The 19,615-nt window shown below is 67.9% G+C and carries 18 protein-coding genes; 10 read left to right on the top strand and 8 right to left on the bottom strand.

Annotated features, from left to right (window positions below; genetic code table 11):
- Positions 1–17 precede the first annotated feature (17 nt).
- A complete protein-coding gene (locus EJC77_RS04485; RefSeq protein ID WP_125610379.1) occupies positions 18–401 on the bottom strand; it encodes a hypothetical protein in 384 nt (127 codons plus the stop codon).
- A gap of 456 nt (positions 402–857) precedes the next feature.
- Here EJC77_RS04485 and EJC77_RS04480 point away from each other — a divergent pair, with 456 nt between their 5' ends.
- The 6 genes from EJC77_RS04480 (at position 858) to EJC77_RS04455 (ending at position 8,878) form a co-directional block, all read left to right on the top strand.
- Positions 858–1,364: a GNAT family N-acetyltransferase gene (locus tag EJC77_RS04480; RefSeq protein WP_125610378.1), complete on the top strand. Its 507-nt coding sequence runs from the start codon at positions 858–860 to the stop codon at positions 1,362–1,364.
- 260 nt (positions 1,365–1,624) lie between these two features.
- A complete protein-coding gene (locus EJC77_RS04475) occupies positions 1,625–3,265 on the top strand; it encodes an HAL/PAL/TAL family ammonia-lyase (protein WP_125610377.1) in 1,641 nt (546 codons plus the stop codon).
- Between the two features lie 11 nt (positions 3,266–3,276).
- Positions 3,277–5,070 (top strand): urocanate hydratase, encoded by a 1,794-nt coding sequence (locus EJC77_RS04470; protein WP_125610376.1) that lies wholly within the window; start codon positions 3,277–3,279, stop codon positions 5,068–5,070.
- Between the two features lies 1 nt (position 5,071).
- Positions 5,072–6,298 carry an imidazolonepropionase gene (gene hutI, locus EJC77_RS04465; RefSeq protein ID WP_125610375.1) on the top strand — a complete coding sequence of 409 codons (1,227 nt, stop codon included), beginning with the start codon at positions 5,072–5,074 and terminating at the stop codon, positions 6,296–6,298.
- Positions 6,291–7,631: a formimidoylglutamate deiminase gene (locus tag EJC77_RS04460; protein ID WP_205786846.1), complete on the top strand. Its 1,341-nt coding sequence runs from the start codon at positions 6,291–6,293 to the stop codon at positions 7,629–7,631. Before hutI ends, EJC77_RS04460 begins: the two co-directional genes overlap by 8 nt.
- A gap of 35 nt (positions 7,632–7,666) precedes the next feature.
- Positions 7,667–8,878: an allantoate amidohydrolase gene (locus tag EJC77_RS04455; protein WP_420820296.1), complete on the top strand. Its 1,212-nt coding sequence runs from the start codon at positions 7,667–7,669 to the stop codon at positions 8,876–8,878.
- A gap of 25 nt (positions 8,879–8,903) precedes the next feature.
- Here the strand turns inward: EJC77_RS04455 and EJC77_RS04450 are convergent, their stop codons facing one another.
- From EJC77_RS04450 to EJC77_RS04430, 5 genes are read right to left on the bottom strand one after another with little or no spacing between them, the layout of a single operon-like run.
- Positions 8,904–9,998, bottom strand: a complete 1,095-nt coding sequence (locus tag EJC77_RS04450; protein WP_125610373.1) for an aminotransferase class I/II-fold pyridoxal phosphate-dependent enzyme — start codon at positions 9,996–9,998, stop codon at positions 8,904–8,906.
- Positions 9,995–11,365: an FAD-binding oxidoreductase gene (locus tag EJC77_RS04445; RefSeq protein WP_125610372.1), complete on the bottom strand. Its 1,371-nt coding sequence runs from the start codon at positions 11,363–11,365 to the stop codon at positions 9,995–9,997. Before EJC77_RS04445 ends, EJC77_RS04450 begins: the two co-directional genes overlap by 4 nt.
- Positions 11,365–12,129 carry an amino acid ABC transporter ATP-binding protein gene (locus EJC77_RS04440; RefSeq protein ID WP_276309044.1) on the bottom strand — a complete coding sequence of 255 codons (765 nt, stop codon included), beginning with the start codon at positions 12,127–12,129 and terminating at the stop codon, positions 11,365–11,367. The genes EJC77_RS04445 and EJC77_RS04440 overlap by 1 nt, the downstream gene beginning before the upstream one ends.
- Positions 12,126–13,031, bottom strand: coding sequence for an amino acid ABC transporter permease (locus EJC77_RS04435; RefSeq protein WP_240629760.1), 906 nt, complete (start codon positions 13,029–13,031; stop codon positions 12,126–12,128). The genes EJC77_RS04440 and EJC77_RS04435 overlap by 4 nt, the downstream gene beginning before the upstream one ends.
- 8 nt (positions 13,032–13,039) lie before the next feature.
- Positions 13,040–13,942 (bottom strand): ABC transporter substrate-binding protein, encoded by a 903-nt coding sequence (locus tag EJC77_RS04430; RefSeq protein WP_125610370.1) that lies wholly within the window; start codon positions 13,940–13,942, stop codon positions 13,040–13,042.
- A 277-nt stretch (positions 13,943–14,219) separates the two neighbouring features.
- Between EJC77_RS04430 and EJC77_RS04425 the strand changes: the two genes are divergently transcribed.
- Positions 14,220–14,987 (top strand): IclR family transcriptional regulator, encoded by a 768-nt coding sequence (locus EJC77_RS04425; RefSeq protein WP_125610369.1) that lies wholly within the window; start codon positions 14,220–14,222, stop codon positions 14,985–14,987.
- Positions 14,988–15,007: 20 nt separating this feature from the next.
- On the opposite strand, the gene EJC77_RS04420 is transcribed toward EJC77_RS04425, so the two are convergent.
- Positions 15,008–15,748, bottom strand: a complete 741-nt coding sequence (locus EJC77_RS04420; protein WP_125610368.1) for an SOS response-associated peptidase — start codon at positions 15,746–15,748, stop codon at positions 15,008–15,010.
- A gap of 125 nt (positions 15,749–15,873) precedes the next feature.
- Between EJC77_RS04420 and EJC77_RS04415 the strand changes: the two genes are divergently transcribed.
- The 3 genes from EJC77_RS04415 (at position 15,874) to EJC77_RS04405 (ending at position 17,907) form a co-directional block, all read left to right on the top strand.
- Positions 15,874–16,131 carry a mycoredoxin gene (locus tag EJC77_RS04415; RefSeq protein WP_125610367.1) on the top strand — a complete coding sequence of 86 codons (258 nt, stop codon included), beginning with the start codon at positions 15,874–15,876 and terminating at the stop codon, positions 16,129–16,131.
- A gap of 76 nt (positions 16,132–16,207) precedes the next feature.
- Entirely contained in the window at positions 16,208–17,296 is a 1,089-nt protein-coding gene (locus EJC77_RS04410; RefSeq protein ID WP_125610366.1) for an S-(hydroxymethyl)mycothiol dehydrogenase, read from the top strand.
- A complete protein-coding gene (locus EJC77_RS04405) occupies positions 17,293–17,907 on the top strand; it encodes an MBL fold metallo-hydrolase (protein WP_125610365.1) in 615 nt (204 codons plus the stop codon). Before EJC77_RS04410 ends, EJC77_RS04405 begins: the two co-directional genes overlap by 4 nt.
- Positions 17,908–17,986: 79 nt before the next feature.
- Here EJC77_RS04405 and EJC77_RS04400 read toward each other — a convergent pair whose 3' ends face one another.
- A complete protein-coding gene (locus tag EJC77_RS04400; protein ID WP_125610364.1) occupies positions 17,987–19,564 on the bottom strand; it encodes an HNH endonuclease signature motif containing protein in 1,578 nt (525 codons plus the stop codon).
- Positions 19,565–19,615 lie beyond the last annotated feature (51 nt).

The following is a 19,615-nucleotide window of genomic DNA, read 5'->3' as shown; positions in this document are numbered from 1 at the left end:
CCTTGAACAGATACGTATCACCCGGCGAAACCGTCGTCAATCATCTCCGCGGCCGCATGCGCCGTCTCCTTGTACCTGTCCTCCCTGATCGCGTCGATCGGGGAATCCTGGTCCAGCCATGGATTGGCACCGATGAACCACATCCGGGCCACGTGCTCCCCCTCCACAGAGGAAACCAGATCCCACTGCGCGTAGGCGAACTGCAAACGTTTTACGGCGGCAACATTGGGTTCCGGACCGTCCTGCTTCGCCCAGCCGTAGCTGATCTTCCGGTCCTTGCTGCCCGCCAACGCCGCGACAAGCGTCGCCCCCAGGGCACTGTTCAAGCGTCTGACGATCTCCCGAATGTCCAGCCGCGCGGTCTTGGCGTGCGCCGAACCGACAATCGATGCAATGCTCATCGTGAACACCCTCCTCTTCAGGCTCACTCCCAGCCTATAGACCACCACCCGCCAAAACCACAAATAATCGACTGATGAGCAACCCTGGACTTGGATCAACTTCGCGTCCCAGTTCTCGAAATCGGAACCCCGTCTGTAGTCCCGCGCCCACGGTGCCGAGATAGGACGCAAATGGCGTCCCCTGAGACGGTCCATCGCGATATGGGCCGAGGGCCGAGGGCCGAGGCGGACGATCATGCTGTTGGAAGGTCTTGCGCCGATGAACGGGCATGGCCGTTCAACCAGAGCCCACCGCGCCGTCGAACAACGGCGCACCCGCAGCCAACGGGCCCCGCCGGGGCCGCGCCCGTCCGTCCCAGTCCCCCGTGGCTGGTAGCGTGAATCGCGTCTAACATGGCCCTATCGCCACCAGCGACACTGTGCCGCCGCAACCTCGATCAATAGAAGGAGCGCTCCATGACTGACATGGTCACCCTCATTGCCAGGACAGGACCGCTGGAGCGGGAGCTCAAGACGGCATCCCGCACGGTTACGGAGACGGATCTCACCCGGCTCGGCGAGCTGTACTTCACCGCCTACGATCCCGGGATCGCCGGGGACAACCTGGACGCGGCCATCGCCGACCTGCGCGAGCACATGGAGGGCAAATATGGCAAGTTCCTGCCGGAAGCCTCGCATGTGGCGCTCGACGACAACGGCAACATCGTGGCCGCCATCCTCGTCGTGGAACGCGCCCTCGACGCCGACGCGCCCGACGCGCCGTTCATCTTCGAGCTGTTCACCGACCGGGAGTTCCGCCGCCGCGGGCTTGCCGAGGACTTGGTGCTGGCCACCATGGACACACTGTTCAACGCCGGCCAACCGGATGTGGCGCTGCGAGTGAAAGAGGACAACTCTGCCGCGCTGGCCCTGTACCTGTCGCTGGATTTCCGCCGCTGGTCCGCCGAGGACGAAGAGGGCTAGCGCAACGCACAACGACAACTCCCCGGCGCCCAAACCCGGCCCGGGGATTTCTGTCGTGCGCCGGCGCGCAATCGTGCCCCACACAGTGACGCCCGGCGCATCCACTTATCGGCCTGCGAGAAAACGATGATCCATCGCCCGCCCTGCCGCAGCCAACTGGACAATCTACGCCGAACAAGCATTATCGACTGGTGAGAACCATGGCTTGCCCTGATGTCAAACGTGACTAGCGTTGCAGGCATCAACTAGGAGGCCATACGGTGATTGAAATTGGAAATGCACGCCTGACGATTGAAGATTTCCTGTCGGTGGTGCGCGGCCGCCAATCCGTGTCCATTTCCGCGGACGCACTCGAGGCCATGAAGGCCAGCGAGCACTGGGTTTCGGCGATCATGAATGACATGCGCGTCGGCGTGGACGTCCCCGCCATCTACAGCATCAACACCGGGTTCGGTTCGTTGGCGGGGCGGCGGGCGTTCGACCAGGTCGAGGACGCCTCGGAGCTCTCCCGCCGGCTCATCCTCTCCAACGCCAGCGGTGTGGGCCGGCACCTCGATGAGGAAGTGGTGCGCGGCTCGATGCTGGTGCGTGCCGCCAGCCTCACCCGGGGGTACTCCGCGGTTCGCCAAATTGTCCCGGAAACCTTGCTGGCCATGCTGGATGCGGGGGTCTTCCCGGCCGTCCCCGAATATGGCTCGCTCGGCGCCAGCGGGGATCTCATCCCGCTCGCCCACCTGGCCATCGTGATGACACGGCCGGCCGGCGAGGATGTGGCACTGGACAGCGGCGAGGCGTACCTGGACGGGCGCCTCGTCGATGGCATCACCGCCATGGAGGCCGCCGGCATCGAACGGATTGTGCTGGGCCCCAAGGAAGGCCTGGCCCTGACCAACGGCACCTCGTTTTCGGCGGCCCAGGCGGCGCTGGCGTTGGCCGACGCCGAAAACCTCCTGGAGACGGCCCAGATCACGGCCGCCATGTCCATCGAGGCCCTGGCCGGGTTCGGCGACGCGTTCATCCCGCAGATCCACGAGGCCCGCGGCCATGCCGGACAGATCGAGGTCGCCGCCCGAATCCGCGAATTGCTGGCCGGCAGCGAATTCATCGACGGCAGTGAGGAGCGGGATCCGGTCCGCCAGCCTCCGCAGGACGCCTATTCGCTGCGCTGCACCCCGCAGGTCCTGGGGCCCGTCAAGGACACGTTGAAGTTCGTCCGGGGCATTGTCGAGACCGAAATCAACGCCGCCACCGACAACCCGCTGATTTTCCCGGACCTGCCCCCATCCCGGTCCCTGAAGGCCGTATCGGGCGGCAATTTCCACGCCGAGTACGTCGGCTTCGCCTCGGATTTCCTCTCCATTGCAGTGACGGAGATCGGCAGCATCGCCGAGCGCCGGCTGTTCAGGCTCGACGACGGAACACTGAACCGCGGATTGCCGGACATGCTCATCGCCAGTGAGAAGGTCGGCATGGACTGCGGCTACATGCTCCCGCAGTACCTGGCGGCCGCCCTGGTGTCCGATTGCAAGACGCTGGCGCATCCGGACAGCGTGGATTCCATCCCCACCTGCGCCAACCAGGAAGACCACGTCTCCATGGCCAACAACGCCGGACGCCATGCCCGGCAAATCGTGTCCAACATCGAGAACGTCATCGGCATCGAACTGCTCATGGCCGCCCAGGCGTTGGAACTGCGGCTCAAGGCGGCCGGCAAGGGCGTCGACGCCCTGTCCGCCAGCAGCCGCGCCGTCCTCGACCTCGTCCGCACGCACCGGTCCGCGGACGGCCGGCTCATCAACCACATCACCGAAGACACCGTCCTCTACCCCCGCGTTCGCGCCGCCGTCGAGCTGGTGCACAGCGGCGCCGTCGTCGACGCCGTCCGCAACATCAACAACTAAGGAGCACCCCCATGTCACCGACCACCGAAACGACTGTACCGGCCGTACCGGCCGCGACGATCACCACCCGGCACCCGGGCGGCAACGCCACCGGCGTCGCCTTTGGCGAGTTGCCCGCGGAAAAACCGGAGATCCTGTACGAGGTCAAGGCCCAGCGCGGGGACACGCTGCGCTGCAAGGGCTGGAAGCAGGAAACCATCCTGCGCATGCTGGAGAACAACATGGAGCTCTCCGAGCACGTCGAAAACCTGGTGGTCTATGGCGGCATCGGCAAGGCCGCCCGGAACTGGGAGTCCTACTACGCGATCGTCGACTCGCTGAAGACCCTGGAGGATGACCAGACCCTGGTGGTGCAGTCCGGCATGCCGGTCGCCGTGTTCGACACGCATGAGCTGGCCCCCCGCGTGGTCATGGCCACCACGAACTTTGTCCGGCCCGACTGGAAGACGTTCTACGAGCTCCAGGACAAGAACCTGACCATCTTCGCCCAGTACACCGCCTCGCCGTGGGAGTACATCGGCACCCAGGGCGTCATCCAGGGAACGTTCGAGACGCTGCGCTCCGTCGCCGACATCCACCTGGACGGCAGCTGGGTCGGCAAGATCCTGCTCTGCGCGGGCATGGGCGGCATGGGCGGCAACCAGCCCCGCGCCATGACCATGCTCGGCGGGGTGGCCATCTGCGCCGACGTCGACGAACGCATCATCAAGCACCGCCTCGAGGTGGGTTACGCCGACGTCCTGGCCGATTCCATCCCGCACGCCATCGAACTGGCGCAGGAGGCCGCCGCCGCCAACAAGCCCCTGGGCATCGCCGTGGTGGCCAACGCGACCGAACTCTTCGAGTACTGCCTGGAGCATGACATTCGTCCGGACGTGGTCACCGAGATGACCCCGGCCCACGACCCGCTGGCCTACGTGCCCATCGGCTACACGGTGCTGGAGGCCGAGGAATTCCGCAAGCGCGACCGGGATGCCTACTTCGAGATCTCCCGCACGGCCATGGTCCGCCAGCTCACCGCGATGAACCGGTTCTTCGACAACGGCGTGCCCACGTTCGAGTACGGCAACCAGATCCGCCGCGAATGCCAGCTCCACGGTTTCGCGGACGCGTTGAAGATCCCCGGCTTTGTCTCCGCCTACCTGCGCCCGCTGTTCCTGGAGGGCCGCGGCCCGTTCCGCTGGACGTGCACCTCCGGGGACCCGTTGGACCTGGCCCGCCTTGACGACCTGGCCCTGGAGCTGTTCCCGGACGATGACATCGTCACCCGCTGGATCACCCTGGCCCGCAAGCACATCCCGATCGAGGGGCTGCCGGCGCGCGTCTGCTACCTCGGGTTCGGCCAACGCAAGAAGTTCGGCCTGGCCGTCAACGAGTTGATCAAGCGCGGCGAGGTCAAGGGAACCGTGGCGTTCTCCCGCGACAACCTGGACTCCGGCTCCATCATCAACCCGACGTTCGAGTCGGAGAACATGCCCGACGGTTCCGACCTGATCTCCGACTGGCCGTACCTGAACGGGCTGCTCAACGCCTCGGGGATGTCCGACCTGATCGCCATCCAGGCGAACTACGCCATGGGCGACTCGGTGCACACCGGCGTCACCATGATCGCCGACGGCACCGACACGGCCGCGTACCGGCTCAAGGCCTGCCTGACCGTGGACAGCGGCATCGGCGTGGTCCGGCACGCCCAGTCCGGCTACGCCCGGGCCAAGGAAGTCGCCAACACCGTGGGACCGGCGGAGGGTGTCACGATCCCGTTGTGGTGGACGCCGACGGCAACCTTCGGCCCGGACCAGGCCTGAGATGACCGCAACGGGCGGAACGCAACTCGTTGACCTGCTGATCACCGACGCCGCGGAACTGCTCACCTGCGCCGGGGACGCGCCCGACCTGATCGGGCGCATCCCCGGCGGCGGGGTCGCCGTCGACGGCGGGACCATCACCGCCGTCGGCGATGTCAGCGGCTACCGCGGCCGCCGGGAAATCGACGCCCGCGGCAAGGTGGTGATGCCGGGGTTCGTGGACAGCCACACCCACGTGGTCTTCGGCGGCGACCGGGCATGTGAGTACGCGGCCGTGGCCGCCGGCCAGGCCCCGCCGGCGGGCGTCTCGGTCGGCATCCTCGGCACCATGGCGGACACCCGGTCCCAAACGGTCGAAGACCTGGTCGAGGCGGCCGCCGACCGCATCAGGGAAATGATCGATTCCGGCACCACCACCCTGGAAAGCAAGACCGGCTACGGCCTGTCCATCGCCGCCGAGGCGCGCCTGCTGGAGGTGAACGCCCGGCTCGAAGAACAGTTGCCGGCCCGGATCGTCTCCACCTACCTGGGCGCGCACGCCATTGACCCGCAACGGGACCCGCAGGACTGGACCGAGGACATCGTGGCGCAGCTCCCGGACGTCGCGGCCCAAGGGGCCGCGTTCAACGACGTCTACTGCGATGCCGGCTATTTCACGCCGGACCAGTCCCGGCGCATCCTCGAGGCGGGCGCCCGGCACGGTCTGCGGCCCAAGATCCATCTGGACGCCTACAGCCACACCGGGGCGGCCGCCCTCGCCGTGGACGTCGGAGCCGTCAGCGCCGACCACCTCAATTTCACCACCGACGGCGAATTGCGGGCCCTGGCGGACGCCGGGGTGACCGGGGTCTACATGCCGTGCCTGGAATTCGCCGTCAGGCACCCGGCACCGCTGGACCCGCGACGCCTGTACGATGCCGGTATGGAGGTAGCCCTCGCCACCGATGTCTGTCCGGGGTGCTGGACCACGAGCATGCACCTGGCGGTGGCCATGGGCTGCCGCACGGGCGGCATGAGCATCGCCCAGGCCCTGCGGGCCGCCACGTACGGCGGCGCGTGCGCACTCGGCCTGGCCGGCACGATCGGCTCGCTCGCGCCCGGCATGGCGGCGGACCTCCAGGTGCTGGACGTCCCCTCGCACGAACACCTTGCGTACCGGATCGGGCGCAATTCAACCGAGACCATCATCATCGACGGGGCCGTCGTCAAAGGAGCCGGTGTTGACTAGTTCATTCTTCTGCGAGTACGCGTGGCTAGGCGGCGATACCGTCACCGCCAATGTCCTGATAACGGTCGACGGCGATAAAGTCACCGCGGTGACGGCCAACGCCGACTGCCCGGATGGGGCCCGCAGGCTCGTGGGCCTGACCATGCCGGGCTTCGCGAACGCCCATTCGCACGTGTTCCACCGCGCCATCCGCGGGAGGGGCCAGCAGGGGGTGGACAGTTTCTGGTCGTGGCGGGACCTGATGTACTCCGTGGCCGGCACACTGAACCCGGACTCGCTGTACGAGCTGGCGCTGGCCACGTACGCCGAGATGTCGCTCGCCGGCGTGACGAGCGTCGGTGAGTTCTTCTACGTCCACCACGACCCCGACGGGCGCCCCTACGCCACCCCCAACATCATGGGCGAGACCGTTGTCCGGGCCGCCGAGGACGCCGGGCTGCGGATCACCCTGCTCGACACCCTGTACCTGCAAGGCGGCGTCGACGGCCGGGAGGTCTCCGGGGTGCAGAAGCGGTTCAGCGACGGGTCCTGGGAACAGTGGGCCGCCCGGGTGGGGCAGCTGCACGACACGGCCACGTTCCGATCCGGCGCGGCCATCCACAGCGTCCGCGCCGTACCACGCCTGGCGCTGGCACCGGTCGCCGACTTTGCGCGGGCCAACGGCATGCCGTTGCACGCCCACGTCTCCGAGCAGCCGGCCGAGAACCAGGAGAGCCTGGACGTGTACGGCGTCACGCCGACCAAGCTGCTGCACGAGGCCGGCGTGCTGGGCGCCGACATGACGGCCGTCCACGCAACCCACCTGAGCGATGCGGACATCGCGGCGTACGGATCCACGGGCACCAACATCTGCATGTGCTGCACTACCGAACGCGACCTGGCCGACGGCGTCGGGCCCGCCGGTGCGCTGCTGGCGGCGGGTGCCGGACTCTGCGTTGGCAGCGACGCGCACATGATGATCGACCTCCTGGAGGAGGGCCGGGCGATCGAGCTCGACCACCGCCTGGTCAGCGGCCGCCGCGGGCACGTGGGCGTCGCGCAGATCGCCGAGTCACTGACCTCAGGCGGCGCCCGGTCGCTGGGCTGGGATGCGGGCAGCATCGCCCCGGGGAAGTTGGCCGACTTCACGGTCATCGACCTCGAGTCGCCGCGCACCGCCGGCGCCACCACCGGGGAGACCCTCCCGCACGTCATCTTCGCCGCCACCGGGGCCGACGTTCGCACCGTGGTGCGCGGCGGCGTCGTCGTTGTCGACGACGGCAAGAACCTGCGGGTGCCCAACACCGGACGCGACCTGGACAAGGCCATCACCAAGATCATCGGCTCCCTTTGACGACGCACCGGGAGCCCGCAAAGGAACGAGGACCAGTGGAACAGCCGATGGCCTTGCTCGGCCAGATTGCCGACGTCGGCCGGGACGGCCGGAGGGGCGGCTACAGCCGGCCGGTGCACTCGACGGCGGAAAACGAGCTGCGCGAATGGTTTGTTGCCGCCGCCGAACAGCGCGGGCTCCTCGTCGAAACGGATCGGAACGGCATCCTGTGGGCCTGGTGGGGGCAGCCGGGACCGGACGCCGTCGTCACCGGCAGCCACCTGGACTCGGTCCCCGGCGGTGGCGCCTTCGACGGCCCGCTCGGCGTGGCCAGCGCGCTCTCGGCCATCGACCTTATGCGCCGGCGCGGGCAGCGGCCCGGCCGCCCGCTGGCCGTGGCCGTGTTCCCGGAAGAGGAGGGGTCGCGCTTCGGCGTGGCGTGCATCGGGTCCCGGCTCATGGCGGGATCCATTGACCCCGACAAGGCCCGCACCCTCACGGACGCGGACGGCAACACGCTCGCCGACGTCTACCGGGCCAACGGCATCGCCCCGGAACATCTGGGCGAGGACGGGGACCGCCTGGCCGGGATCCGCCAGTTCGTGGAGTTGCACATCGAGCAGGGCCGCGGCCAGGTGGATCTGGGCGCCCCGGTGGCCGTCGCCGGCTCCATCCTGGGCCATGGCCGGTGGAAGCTGACGTTCCGCGGCCAAGGCAACCATGCGGGCACCACGCTGATGGCCGACCGCGCCGACCCCATGGTCGCGGCCGCCCAGGCCGTGGTGGCCGTCCGCAGGATCGCGGCCGGCCGGCCCGGCGCGCGCGGTACCGTCGGGCGCCTCTCCCCCATCCCCGGCGGCACGAACGTCATCGCCTCCCAGGTGGACCTCTGGGTGGACGTACGCCACCGGCAGGACGCGGTGACGGCGTCGATCGTCGAGGAGCTGTACGCCGCCGCCGGCCTCATTGCGGCGGCGGAGGGCTGCACCGTCACCCTCACCGAGGAATCCCTCAGCCCCACGGTGCGCTTCAATGAGGGGCTGACCGCCGAGTTGCGCACGGTGCTCGGCGCCGTCCCCGTCCTGGAATCGGGGGCCGGGCACGACGCCGGCGTGCTGGCCGCGCGCATCCCCACCGCCATGCTCTTCGTCCGGAACCCGACCGGCGTCTCCCACGCGCCGCAGGAGCAGATCGAAACCGCGGATGCGGACGCCGGGGCCGTCGCCCTGGCCGATGTGCTGGCGCACCTGACCCGGACCACCGAGTAGCCCGGCGTAACCCGGTTGGCGAACCCTACGTGAGGGTCTTGCCCGGCGACGACGCGACAGTCGCCATCAGGTCATCGACGGCGGCGAGCACGGCGTCCTCTGCGGCACGTTCACCCACGGTCGCACGGACCCCTTCGCCGTCGAAGGCCCGAACGGAGACGCCCCGGGCGATGCAACCGACTTCAAGCTCACGGGCGCCGTGCGGCAACGGGATCCAGACGAAGTTGCCTCCACTGACAGGTGTCGGGAATCCGCGTTCCGCTAGCCCGGCACGGAGGCGGTCGCGGCCCTCCGCCACGAGCCGGAGCACGCGCGCGCTGTAGTCAGCGTCCGCCCCGGCTTCCTGCGCCGCCGCCTCCGCCACCGTGCTGAGGCCGAAGGGAGGCGATGCCACCCTGACGAAGTCGGCAATCTCCTCGGAGGTGACCATGTACCCGGCCCGCAGGCCGGCCAGCCCATAGGCCTTGGAGAAGGTGCGGAACACGGCGAGATTCGGATAGGCGTCCAGCAGCCCGACCCCGTCCAGTGACGTTGTCGCGAATTCCTGATATGCCTCGTCCAACAGGACCAGGACCGTGGGCGGTACGCGCTGGAGGAACAGCTCCACCTGTTCCCTCCCGACCTCCGTGCCCGTGGGATTGTTGGGATTGCACAGGATGATGGCTTTCGTCGAGGGTGTTACCGCCGCCAGCATCGCCGCCAGGTCATGGGTGCCGTCGGCGCCCAACGGGACAGGCACGGCGTCGGAACCGGCAACACCCACCAGGATCGGGTAGGCCTCGTAGCTTCGCCACCCAAAGATCACCTCCGTCCCGTGACCGGTATACGTCGACAAGGTCTGTTGCAAGAGGGCAAGGGAACCGCCGCCTACCACCACCTGGCGTGCGGTGACCTGCAATCGTTCCGCGATGTCGGCGACAAGGGCGTCACCGAGGAGCGACGGGTAGAGGTGCGCGGTCGCGCCCGCCCGGGCGATGGCCTCAACGACGCGGGGCGACGGCGGGAGGACGGACTCATTGGAGGATGCCCGCCATGTCACCCGGCTGGTTCCCGCAGCGCTGGAGTACTGCGGCAATGCCGCGATCACCTTCCGCGGCTCAGGGCGGCTTCCGGAGTTCATAGCACCTTCCCGGGGTTCATCAGGTTCTTTGGGTCCAGGGCTGCCTTGATCGTTTCCATGACTCGGACTCCTTCGCCGTGCTCAAGGCGCAATGCGGAGGTCTTGCCGATTCCGACGCCGTGTTCGCCGGTGCACGTGCCGCCCATGGCGACAGCACGCCGGACCAGGCGCTCGTTCACTGCCTGTGCGACCTCCAGCACCGCCGGGACGGCCGGGTCCAGCACGAACGCCAGGTGGAAATTGCCGTCGCCCACGTGGCCGGCAATGGGGGCGAGCACGTCGGAGGCGGCGATGTCCGCCTGCGTCTCCTCGATGCAGTCGGCCAGCCTGGAAATGGGCACGCAGACGTCCGTTGACCACGTGCTGGCGCCCGGGCGCAACGCCGCCGCTGCCGGGAGGGCGTCGTGACGTGCCTGCCAGAGCGCATCCCGCCGCAGAGGGTCGGCGGCAAACTCGTAGCTCAGCGCACCCCGGCTGGATGCGATCGCCTCAAACCGGCTTACGTTCTCACTGACGGCCGCCGGTCCTCCCTCGAACTCGACCAGCAGCGTCGGGGCCTCCTTAAGGGACAGTCCGGAGTAGCTGTTCATGGCGCCGACCATGACATCGTCAAGCAGTTCGATCCTGGACAGCGGCACGCCGGCGGCGATGGCCGCCGACACCGACGACACGGCCGCGCCCAGCGTCGGGAACGGCACCACCGCCGTCGCCGTCGTCTCCGGGATGCCGTACAGGCGGACGCTGACCTCGGTGATGATGCCCAACGTCCCCTCGGACCCCACAAACAACGCCGTCAAGTCGTAGCCGGCGGAAGACTTCCGGGCCAGTCCGCCGGTGGTGACCACGGTCCCGTCGGCCAACACCACGGTCAGCCCCAGGACGTTGCCGCGCATGGTGCCGTAGGCGACCGCGTTGGTGCCGCTGGCCCGGGTCGAGGCCATGCCGCCGACGCTGGCGTCGACGCCGGGACCGGCCGGGAAACAGAGCCCGTGCGGGGCGGCCGCGGCGTTCAGGGCGCTCTTCATGACGCCGGCCTGGACGGTCGCGTCCAAGTCTTGGACGCCCAGGTGAAGGATTTCGGTCATGGGGGAAAGGTCGATGCACACGTTCCCGGTGGAGCTGTTGGCCCCGCCTTCCAGGCCCGTGCCCGCCCCGATGGGGACCACGGGCACGCCATGGCGGAAACACACGGCCAAAGCGCGCGAGACGTCCTCCGTGGAGGCACACGACACCACGGCGTCGGGCAGCGACCACACATGGTGGGAGCGGTCATGTGCCCGCGCGGTGCGGGCGGGGACACCCGTGTGAACCTTCGCCCCCAAAATCTGCCGCAATTCCTTGACGGCCGGTGCCGTATCCAACGCCATCACAGCACCTTGGCCAGGAAGCTCTGGGTGCGTGCATGCGCCGGCGCCGAAAGGACCTTGGCGGGCGCGCCACTCTCGACGAGGACGCCGTCGGACATGAAGTGCACGGTGTCCGCGACCTCCCGGGCGAAGCCCATCTCATGGGTGACCACCACCATGGTCATGCCCGATTCCGCGAGGTCCTTCATGACGTCCAGGACCTCGCCCACCAGCTCCGGGTCCAGGGCGGAGGTGGGTTCGTCGAAGAGCATCAGCGATGGTTTCATGGCCAGCGAGCGGGCGATCGCCACGCGCTGCTGCTGGCCGCCGCTGAGCTGGCTCGGGTAGTTGTGCATCTTCGTGCCCAAGCCAACCCGCGCCAGCAGGGCACGGCCCTCCTCGATCGCGTCCTGGCGGCGCACGCCCTGGACGATGATGGGGCCCTCGGTCACGTTCTCCAAGGCGGTCCGGTGCGGGAACAGGTTGAACTGCTGGAACACCATGCCGATGGACGCGCGGCGGCGCGCAATCTCCTTTTCCTTCAGCTCGTGCAGCTTGTTGCCCACCCGGCGGTAGCCCACCCGCTCGCCGTCGACCCACATCTCGCCGCCGTCGATCTTTTCCAGGTGGTTGATGCAGCGCAGGAAGGTACTCTTCCCCGACCCGGAGGGTCCGATCAGGCAGGCGACCTCGCCGGCGGCCACGTCGAGGGAGATGTTCCGCAGGACGTCGACGGGGCCGAAGGACTTGCACACCGATGACGCCTTGAGCATGGTCGTGGTCATGGTCGGATCTCCGTAACGGCAGGGGTGGCCGGTTCGGCCTTGTCGGTGCGAATGGCGCTCAGTGGGCTGAAGCCGCGGCCGTAGCGCTTTTCCAGGAAGTATTGGGCGATGGACAGCAGCGCGGTGATGAACAGGTACCAGATGGCCGCGACGATCAGCAACGGAATGGTCTGGTACGTCCGGGCGTAGATCAGGGACGCCGACGTCAGCAGCTCCGAGTAGCCGATGACCAGCACCAGCGACGTCTGCTTGAGCATGCCGATCGTCTCATTGCCGGTGGGCGGGATGATGATGCGCATGGCCTGCGGCAACACCACCCGGCGCATGGTTTGCAGCCGGGTCATGCCGATCGACTTCGCCGCCTCGGTCTGCCCGGGCGTCACCGAGGAGATGCCGGAGCGCACGATCTCGCTCATGTAGGCCGCCTCGTTCAGCCCAAGCCCCAGCATGGCGGCCATGAACGGCGTGATGAGTGCGTTGGTGTCAAGGGAAAACAGCTCGGGGCCGAACGGCACGCCCAGTGCGATCCGCGGGACCAGCGCCGAGAGGAAGAACCAGAACAGCAATTGCACCAGCAGCGGCGTGCCGCGGAAGAACCAGGCATAGAACCACGCGGCCTTGGACACGATCAGGTTGTCCGAGAGCCGGCCCACCGCGATGACGATGCCCAGGAGGATGCCGATGACCATGGCGAGCACGGTGAGGATCATCGTGTTCAGCACGCCCATCAGGATGGGTTTGGCGAAGAGGTACTTCCCCACCACATGCCACTCGAAGCGGGTGTTCGTGGCCATGGAGTACAGCAGGAGGGCGACGATGAGGAGCACCGCCCCAGCGGTGATCCACCGGCCGGTGTGCCGCGACGGCACGACGACGGCCGGCGCGGCCTGTTGGTCAGTCAAGACCCCGCTCATTGCTTCCCGCCATTGATCGGGAATTCGGTGACGGCGCCCTGGTCCTGGCCGTACTTCACCAGGATCTTTCCATAGGTCTTGTCAGCCGCGATTTCCTCCATGCCCTTCTGGACGGCCTTTTGCAGTTCCGTGCTGCCCTTGGGGAACACGATGCCGAACGGCCCGGCCTGGTAGGGCTTGAGCATTTCCAGCTTGCCGCCGGAATCCTTGGCCACGGCCGACCCCGAGGTGGAGTCCAGCAGCACCACGTCCACGCGCCCGGTATTCAGGGCAAGGATTGTCTGGTTCTGGCCGGGAAAAATGGTGGCATCGAGGGCCGGCTTGCCCGCCGCCAGGCACTTCTTGGTCTGGGCGTCGGCGTCCTCGGTCTCCGTGGTCCCTTTCACGATGCCGACCTTCAGGCCGCACAGGTCATCCAGCGTGGCGGCATGTTTGGGGTTCTCGACGGTCCGCAGGATGCCGGCGCCCGCCGTGAAATAGTCAACGAAGTCGACCTGCTTTTGGCGCTCCAGCGTGTCGGACATGGCGGACATGGCCATGTCGTAGCGCTTGGACGCGAGCCCCGGGATGATGGCGTCGAAGGAGATGTTGTTGAACTTGATGGTGACGCCGAGCTTCTTTTCCAGGGCGTCGGCGATCTCACGGTCGATGCCGATGACCGTGGTGCCGTCGGTGTCAAAGGTTTCGAACGGCGGGTACTCGACGTTGCTGGCGATGTTCAACGTGCCGCTGGACTGGATGCTCTGCGGGAGCATGCTGTGCAACGGCGCGGCGCTGTTGGCCGTGGGGCTTTCGCTGGCGGCGGATCCCCCACCGCAACCCGAGAGCGTGAGCGCCAGGGGAAGCAACACCAGGGCTGCGGTGATGCCGGCTTTTTTGCTGCGTACGGTCGGTGACATGAGGTCTCCATTCAGGGGCAACTACGTTCTCGGGCGGATGCTGCTTCGATTTCGGTGCTGCCCATGCCACCAGCACCCCAATGTGGTGAGGGTCACAGCTCCGTGATCCCTCACGAGCCTAGGAAGCACCCCGCGGTCCGGCAACACGGTTTTTTCACCGTGTGAGAATGACGTGCCGTTGGAATGGCCGTCACACTGCGCCATCCGTCCCCCTCCGGGCAGGGACCTCACCCGTTCAAGCTGTGAGAATCGCGTCCGTGTCCCTTAGCCTGTGGGAATGACAAGCAGCTTGCCGGAACCGCGTACCTCGTTCGAGCGCGGCCTTGCCATCTTGATGTGCATTGCGTCCCGGGGCGAGATGACGATCTCCGAAATCGCCGAGGACGTGGATGTTCCGGCCAGCACCGTTTACCGCTATGCCAAGAGTCTTCGCCGCCTGTCCTTGATCGAGGAACACCACGGCTCGTACACCCCAGGCTGGCGGCTGCTTGAAATGTCCGGCCAGCACCTCACGCACACCAAGCTGGCTGAACTTGGCGTCACGGTGCTCGAATCCATTGTCGAGGGCACTGCGGAAACCGCGGTCCTGACCGTTCGCTCAGGACTGAACGCCATTTGCCTACGACAGGTGGTCTCACCCCATCCGCTGCGGTTTTCCTTCCAGATCAACCAGTTGCTGCCCCTGCATGCCGGCGCCGGCCAACGCGTGCTCCTGGCCCACGCCCCGGAACAGGTCATCGCGAAAGTATTGGGTGACAGGTTGGCCCGCTACACGGACAAGACCCTGTCCAGGGCGGACCTGGCCCAGCAGCTCGGGCGGATCCGCCAGGAAGGGCAGGCAATCTCACACGGCGAACTCAACCCGGGCGCCGTTGCGATCGCCCGCCCGGTCTTCGCCGGCGGCGAGATCATTTGCTCGCTCACCGTGGCCGGGCCGGAAACCCGGTGCAGCAGCAACGCCTGGGCCCATCGGGCCTCCCTGGCACTGCGGTCGGCCGCCGCGCAATTGACCGACGCCGTGGAATTGCCCCGCGCCAGGAAATGACGTGCGCCGCATCGATGCGGCTACCCCACCGGCACTGTGAGCTCCGGGGAGTTGTTGCGCACATTGCCCACATCCGCACCCACGGGATCCAGCTGCCAGGTGGCGGCCACGTCATGGGCGCCGGCCAGGACCAGGTCCAGCAACTGGCGCGGATCCCCGCCCTCCGGCTCCAGCCAGGCGGCCAGCGAGTCCTTCTCCAGCGGCACCGGCAGCCTGTCATGCAGCCCGGCCAGCTCGCCGAGCACACCCTCCGCCCCGGCGTCCGGTGACACGGTCGTCAGGATGGTGCAGGAAAGCAGCCACCGGTCGTCGGCGTCGTCCTCCTTGGACGGGTCCTTCCACCACTCGTACAGGCCCGCGAACGTGATCAGTTTCCCGTCCTTGCGGTGCACGAAGTACGGTTGCTTCGATTTCCCGTCCGGGGACTTCTTCCACTCGTAGTAGCCCTCCACGGGCACGGCGCACCGCCGGGCCTTCAACGCCGCACGGAACGTCGGCTTCTCGGCCACCGTCTCACTGCGGGCGTTGAACGCGCGCACGCCGACGGCCGGGTCCTTGGCCCAGGACGGCACCAGCCCCCACTTGGCCACATGGACCTGCCGGTGCACGGCACCCTCGACCAGCCGCTCCAGCACGATCGGCACGTCGCTGGTGGGTGCCACATTCCAGGATGCGCGCAGTTCCAGGTTCGCATCGGCCTCCGCCTCCAGTTCGGCGACCAGGTCACCCACGGCACGGGCCATCACGTAACGTCCACACATGGACTCCATGGTGGCACCCTCCGGCACCGGTTCGCCAGAGGGTGCCGGCGCCCGTGACGGGAATACCGCCCCGGGCCGATAGCGTTACCCGGGTACCCCATTCTTGATTCAAGGAGCATCCCGACGTGGACTACACCCCCGAAGCCGGCACCATCACCATGTTTTCGACCTCCTGGTGCGGCTACTGCCGCCGGCTGAAGACGCAGCTGGACTCGCAGGGCATCGGTTACACGGAGATCAACATCGAGGATGTTCCCGGTACGGCCGAACTCGTCGAGCGGCTCAACGGCGGCAACCAGACCGTCCCCACCGTGATCTTCCCCGACGGTTCCGCGGCCACCAACCCGTCGCTGAACGACGTCAAGGAAAAACTGTCCGTCTAGCGGACCGAATCGGCCGCTCCGGCCGCACGTGATAGACACGAGATAGCTATCAGCCACACGCAAAGGAGCAAGCCACATGGTGCACAAGGTTCGCGGCGCCGTCGTCCGGTCAAAGGGCGCGCCTGTCACGGTTGAGACAATCCTGGTCCCGGATCCCGGTCCCGGCGAGGCTCTGGTGGATGTGCTCACCAGCGGCGTGTGCCACACGGACCTGCACTACAAGCTCGGTGGCATCTCCGACGACTTCCCGTTCCTGCTCGGTCATGAGGCCACCGGTGTGGTCAGCGCCGTCGGCCCCGATGTCACGAACGTGGCCGTGGGCGACCGCGTGGTGCTGAACTGGCGTGCCGTCTGCGGCACCTGCCGGGCCTGCGCGAAGGGGCGGCCGCAGTACTGCTTCAACACGTTCAATGCGACGCAGAAGATGACGCTGGAGGACGGCACGGTGCTGTCGCCCGCGCTGGGAATCGGCGCGTTTGCGGACAAGACTCTCGTCGCCGCCGGGCAGTGCACCAAAATCGACGACGACGTCGACCCCGCCGCCGCCGGCCTGCTCGGCTGTGGCGTCATGGCAGGGTTGGGGGCCGCCATCAACACCGGCGGCGTGTCCCGGGGCGACTCGGTCGCCGTGATCGGCTGTGGCGGCGTGGGGTCGGCGGCCGTGGCCGGCGCCGCCCTGGCCGGCGCGACGACGATCGTCGCCGTCGACCTCGATGACCGCAAGCTGGACCGGGTCAAGCACTTCGGTGCCACCCATGTGGTGAACTCCGCCAGCGAGGACCCGGTCGAGGCGGTGCGGGCCCTCACCAACGGGTTCGGCGCAGATGTGGTGATTGACGCCGTCGGCCGTCCGGAAACCTACAAGCAGGCGTTCTACGCGCGCGACCTGGCCGGCACCGTGGTGCTGGTCGGCGTGCCGACACCGGAGATGACGCTTGAGCTGCCGCTGCTGGACGTGTTCGGCCGCGGCGGGGCGTTGAAGTCGTCCTGGTACGGCGACTGCCTGCCCTCGCGCGACTTCCCCATGCTGATCGACCTGTACAAGCAGGGCCGGCTCGATCTGGACGCGTTCGTCAGTGAGCGCATCGGGATCGACGACATCGAAGCCGCGTTCGAGAAGATGCACCAGGGCACCGTGCTGCGCTCCGTGGTGGAGCTGGCATGAGCGCGCGCATCGACCGGCTCGTCACGTCCGGGACGTTCTCGCTCGACGGCGGCACATGGGACGTCGACAACAACGTGTGGATCGTGGGCGACGACACCGAATGCCTGGTCATCGACGCACCGCACGATGCCGACGCGATCGTCGACGGTGTGGCCGGGAGGTCCGTCGTGGCCGTGCTGCTCACGCACGCCCACGACGACCACATCCGCGCCGCCCGTGCCGTGGCCCAGGCGACCGGCGCCCCGATCCTGCTCAACCCGGCCGACAGGATGCTGTGGGATGCCGTGTACCCGGATGCCGCCCCCGACGGTGAGATCCGCGACGGCGACACGTTCAGCGCCGGCGGTGCCGTCCTGACGGCCCTGCACACGCCGGGCCACTCCCCCGGGTCCACGTGCTTTTACCTGGAATCCGAGGGGACAGTGTTCACGGGCGACACCCTGTTCCAAGGCGGGCCAGGTGCCACGGGACGCTCCTACAGCGACAAGCCGACGATCCTGGCGTCCATCCGCTCCCGGTTGCTGACCCTGCCGCCGGACACCGTGGTGCGCACCGGCCACGGTGACTCGACGACGATTGGAGCCGAGACCGCGGGCATCCCCGGGGGTTGAGCCTGTCGAAACCACCCGGTGGTTGAGCCTGTCGAAACCACCCGGGGGTCGGGCTCGCCAGATACGTATGTGCGGCAGCTCAGGGGTCCGGCGGGTTCCAGTAGAGGTTGCGGATGCGGTGCCGGAGGGGGTCGCGGGCCGGCGGCGGGGTGAACCAGGGGATGCCGTCGACCATGTCCACCTCCCAGTCGGTGCGGTGGAGCAGGTGGTGATGCCAACCACACAGGATCACGCAATTGGCCACGGACGTGGGTCCGCCCTCGGACCAGGGGACGATGTGGTGGGCCTCGGTCCATTGTGGCGGCCGGGGGCAGCCGGGGAATGCGCAACCGTGGTCGCGGGCGACCAGGGCGCGGCGGATCGCCGGGGTGACCAGGCGCTGGCGGCGGCCCTCGTCCAGCACGGCGCCCTTGGAGTTCATGACGATCGGGATGATGTCCGCGTCGCAGGCCAGGTGCCGGATCTGGCTGGCCGGCATTTCCCCGGCAAAGGGCACGTGGGCGGTGCCGAGGCCCGTTTTCAGGGCCTCGAGGGTCACTGTGACGTGGATCTGGGGGCGCAGCCCGCCGTTGTCCGGGAGGGTGTCGGTGGCGGCGGCCAGGCGTACGCAGTCCATCATCTCGTGCAGCAGTTTTTGCGCCCGGGTCCGTTCGTCCCGCAGGATCGGATTGTTTGCCGCCTGCCCGGTTTCGGGCTGGACGGCGTCAAACAGGCCGCACCCGGGATCATCAGCACCGTCGGCGGCGGTGGATTCGTTGCCGGGGCCGTCTGGGTTGCCGGAGTCCTCTGGGTTGACGGGGCCGGCGCCGGCTTTCCCGGAATCGCCGGTGCGACGGGGGCTGGTGGCGTGGCCGATGGACGCCATGAGTTGTTCGTAATCGGTGACGGTGAGGTGTCCGCTGATGGAGATCATGCCGCGACGGGGGCGGCCAAAGTGTAGGCCTTCCTTGTCTCGCAGTTCCCCGTCGCCCGGCTGGTCGCCGTCGGGGTCGAGATGGGCCAGGGCGCGGCGGCCGCATTGGTCGACGACCTCGGGCCGCTCCCGGCCCCCCACGTGCGTGAGCACACTCTCGAGGCGTGTGACGTCTTCCTCGGTCACGGCCTGCTGGTCGCCGTCGGTGCCGGAGGGCTTGAGGGTGCCGACCACGGTCTGGGCAGCATGGGTGTGCCGGACGATCACCGCCGCCACATCCCGCCCCAGGGTTCCGGTCAGGAACGCCTCGGCCAGGATTGGTCGGGGCGCGGGGGTCCGGTCGAACGAGTACGGATCGGTGTGCGCCAGGACCGCCTCGCCCAGGCTCAGCCGTGCCGCGGCGTCGCGGGTGGAGATGCGCAGCGCGTCGGCCAGGAAGAGCGCCGTGGTGGGGGCGCCGGCCGATTCGAACCGGCCGGCCGCGACCCGGTCGGCCAGTTCGGCGGCGGCCTGCACCTGCAGCGCCGCCAGCAGCCGGGCCAGGGATTCGATGTCCCGGGCGAAGCGGACGGCGTCGGCATCCCCCATCCGGCCCAGGTGCAACGCCTCCGGGCTCACATCGTCAACGCCGACGGTGGCGATGAGGGTGGTGGCCTGGCTGATCAGCCGGCGGACGGTTCCTCCGGTGGATCCACGAGTGGTTTGTGCCCCCGCGTGGTCGGGAGCGGCCTGCTCCGTGTCCATGATCCCAGTGTATTCGATTACAACTTCGGTGACAAGAGTCACATTCAACGG

This window comes from Specibacter cremeus (assembly GCF_003946885.1).
GTDB classification, from domain to species: domain Bacteria; phylum Actinomycetota; class Actinomycetes; order Actinomycetales; family Micrococcaceae; genus Specibacter; species Specibacter cremeus.
Note: the sequence above shows the minus strand (reverse complement) of the source record. Positions and strands in the feature narration are given on the sequence as shown.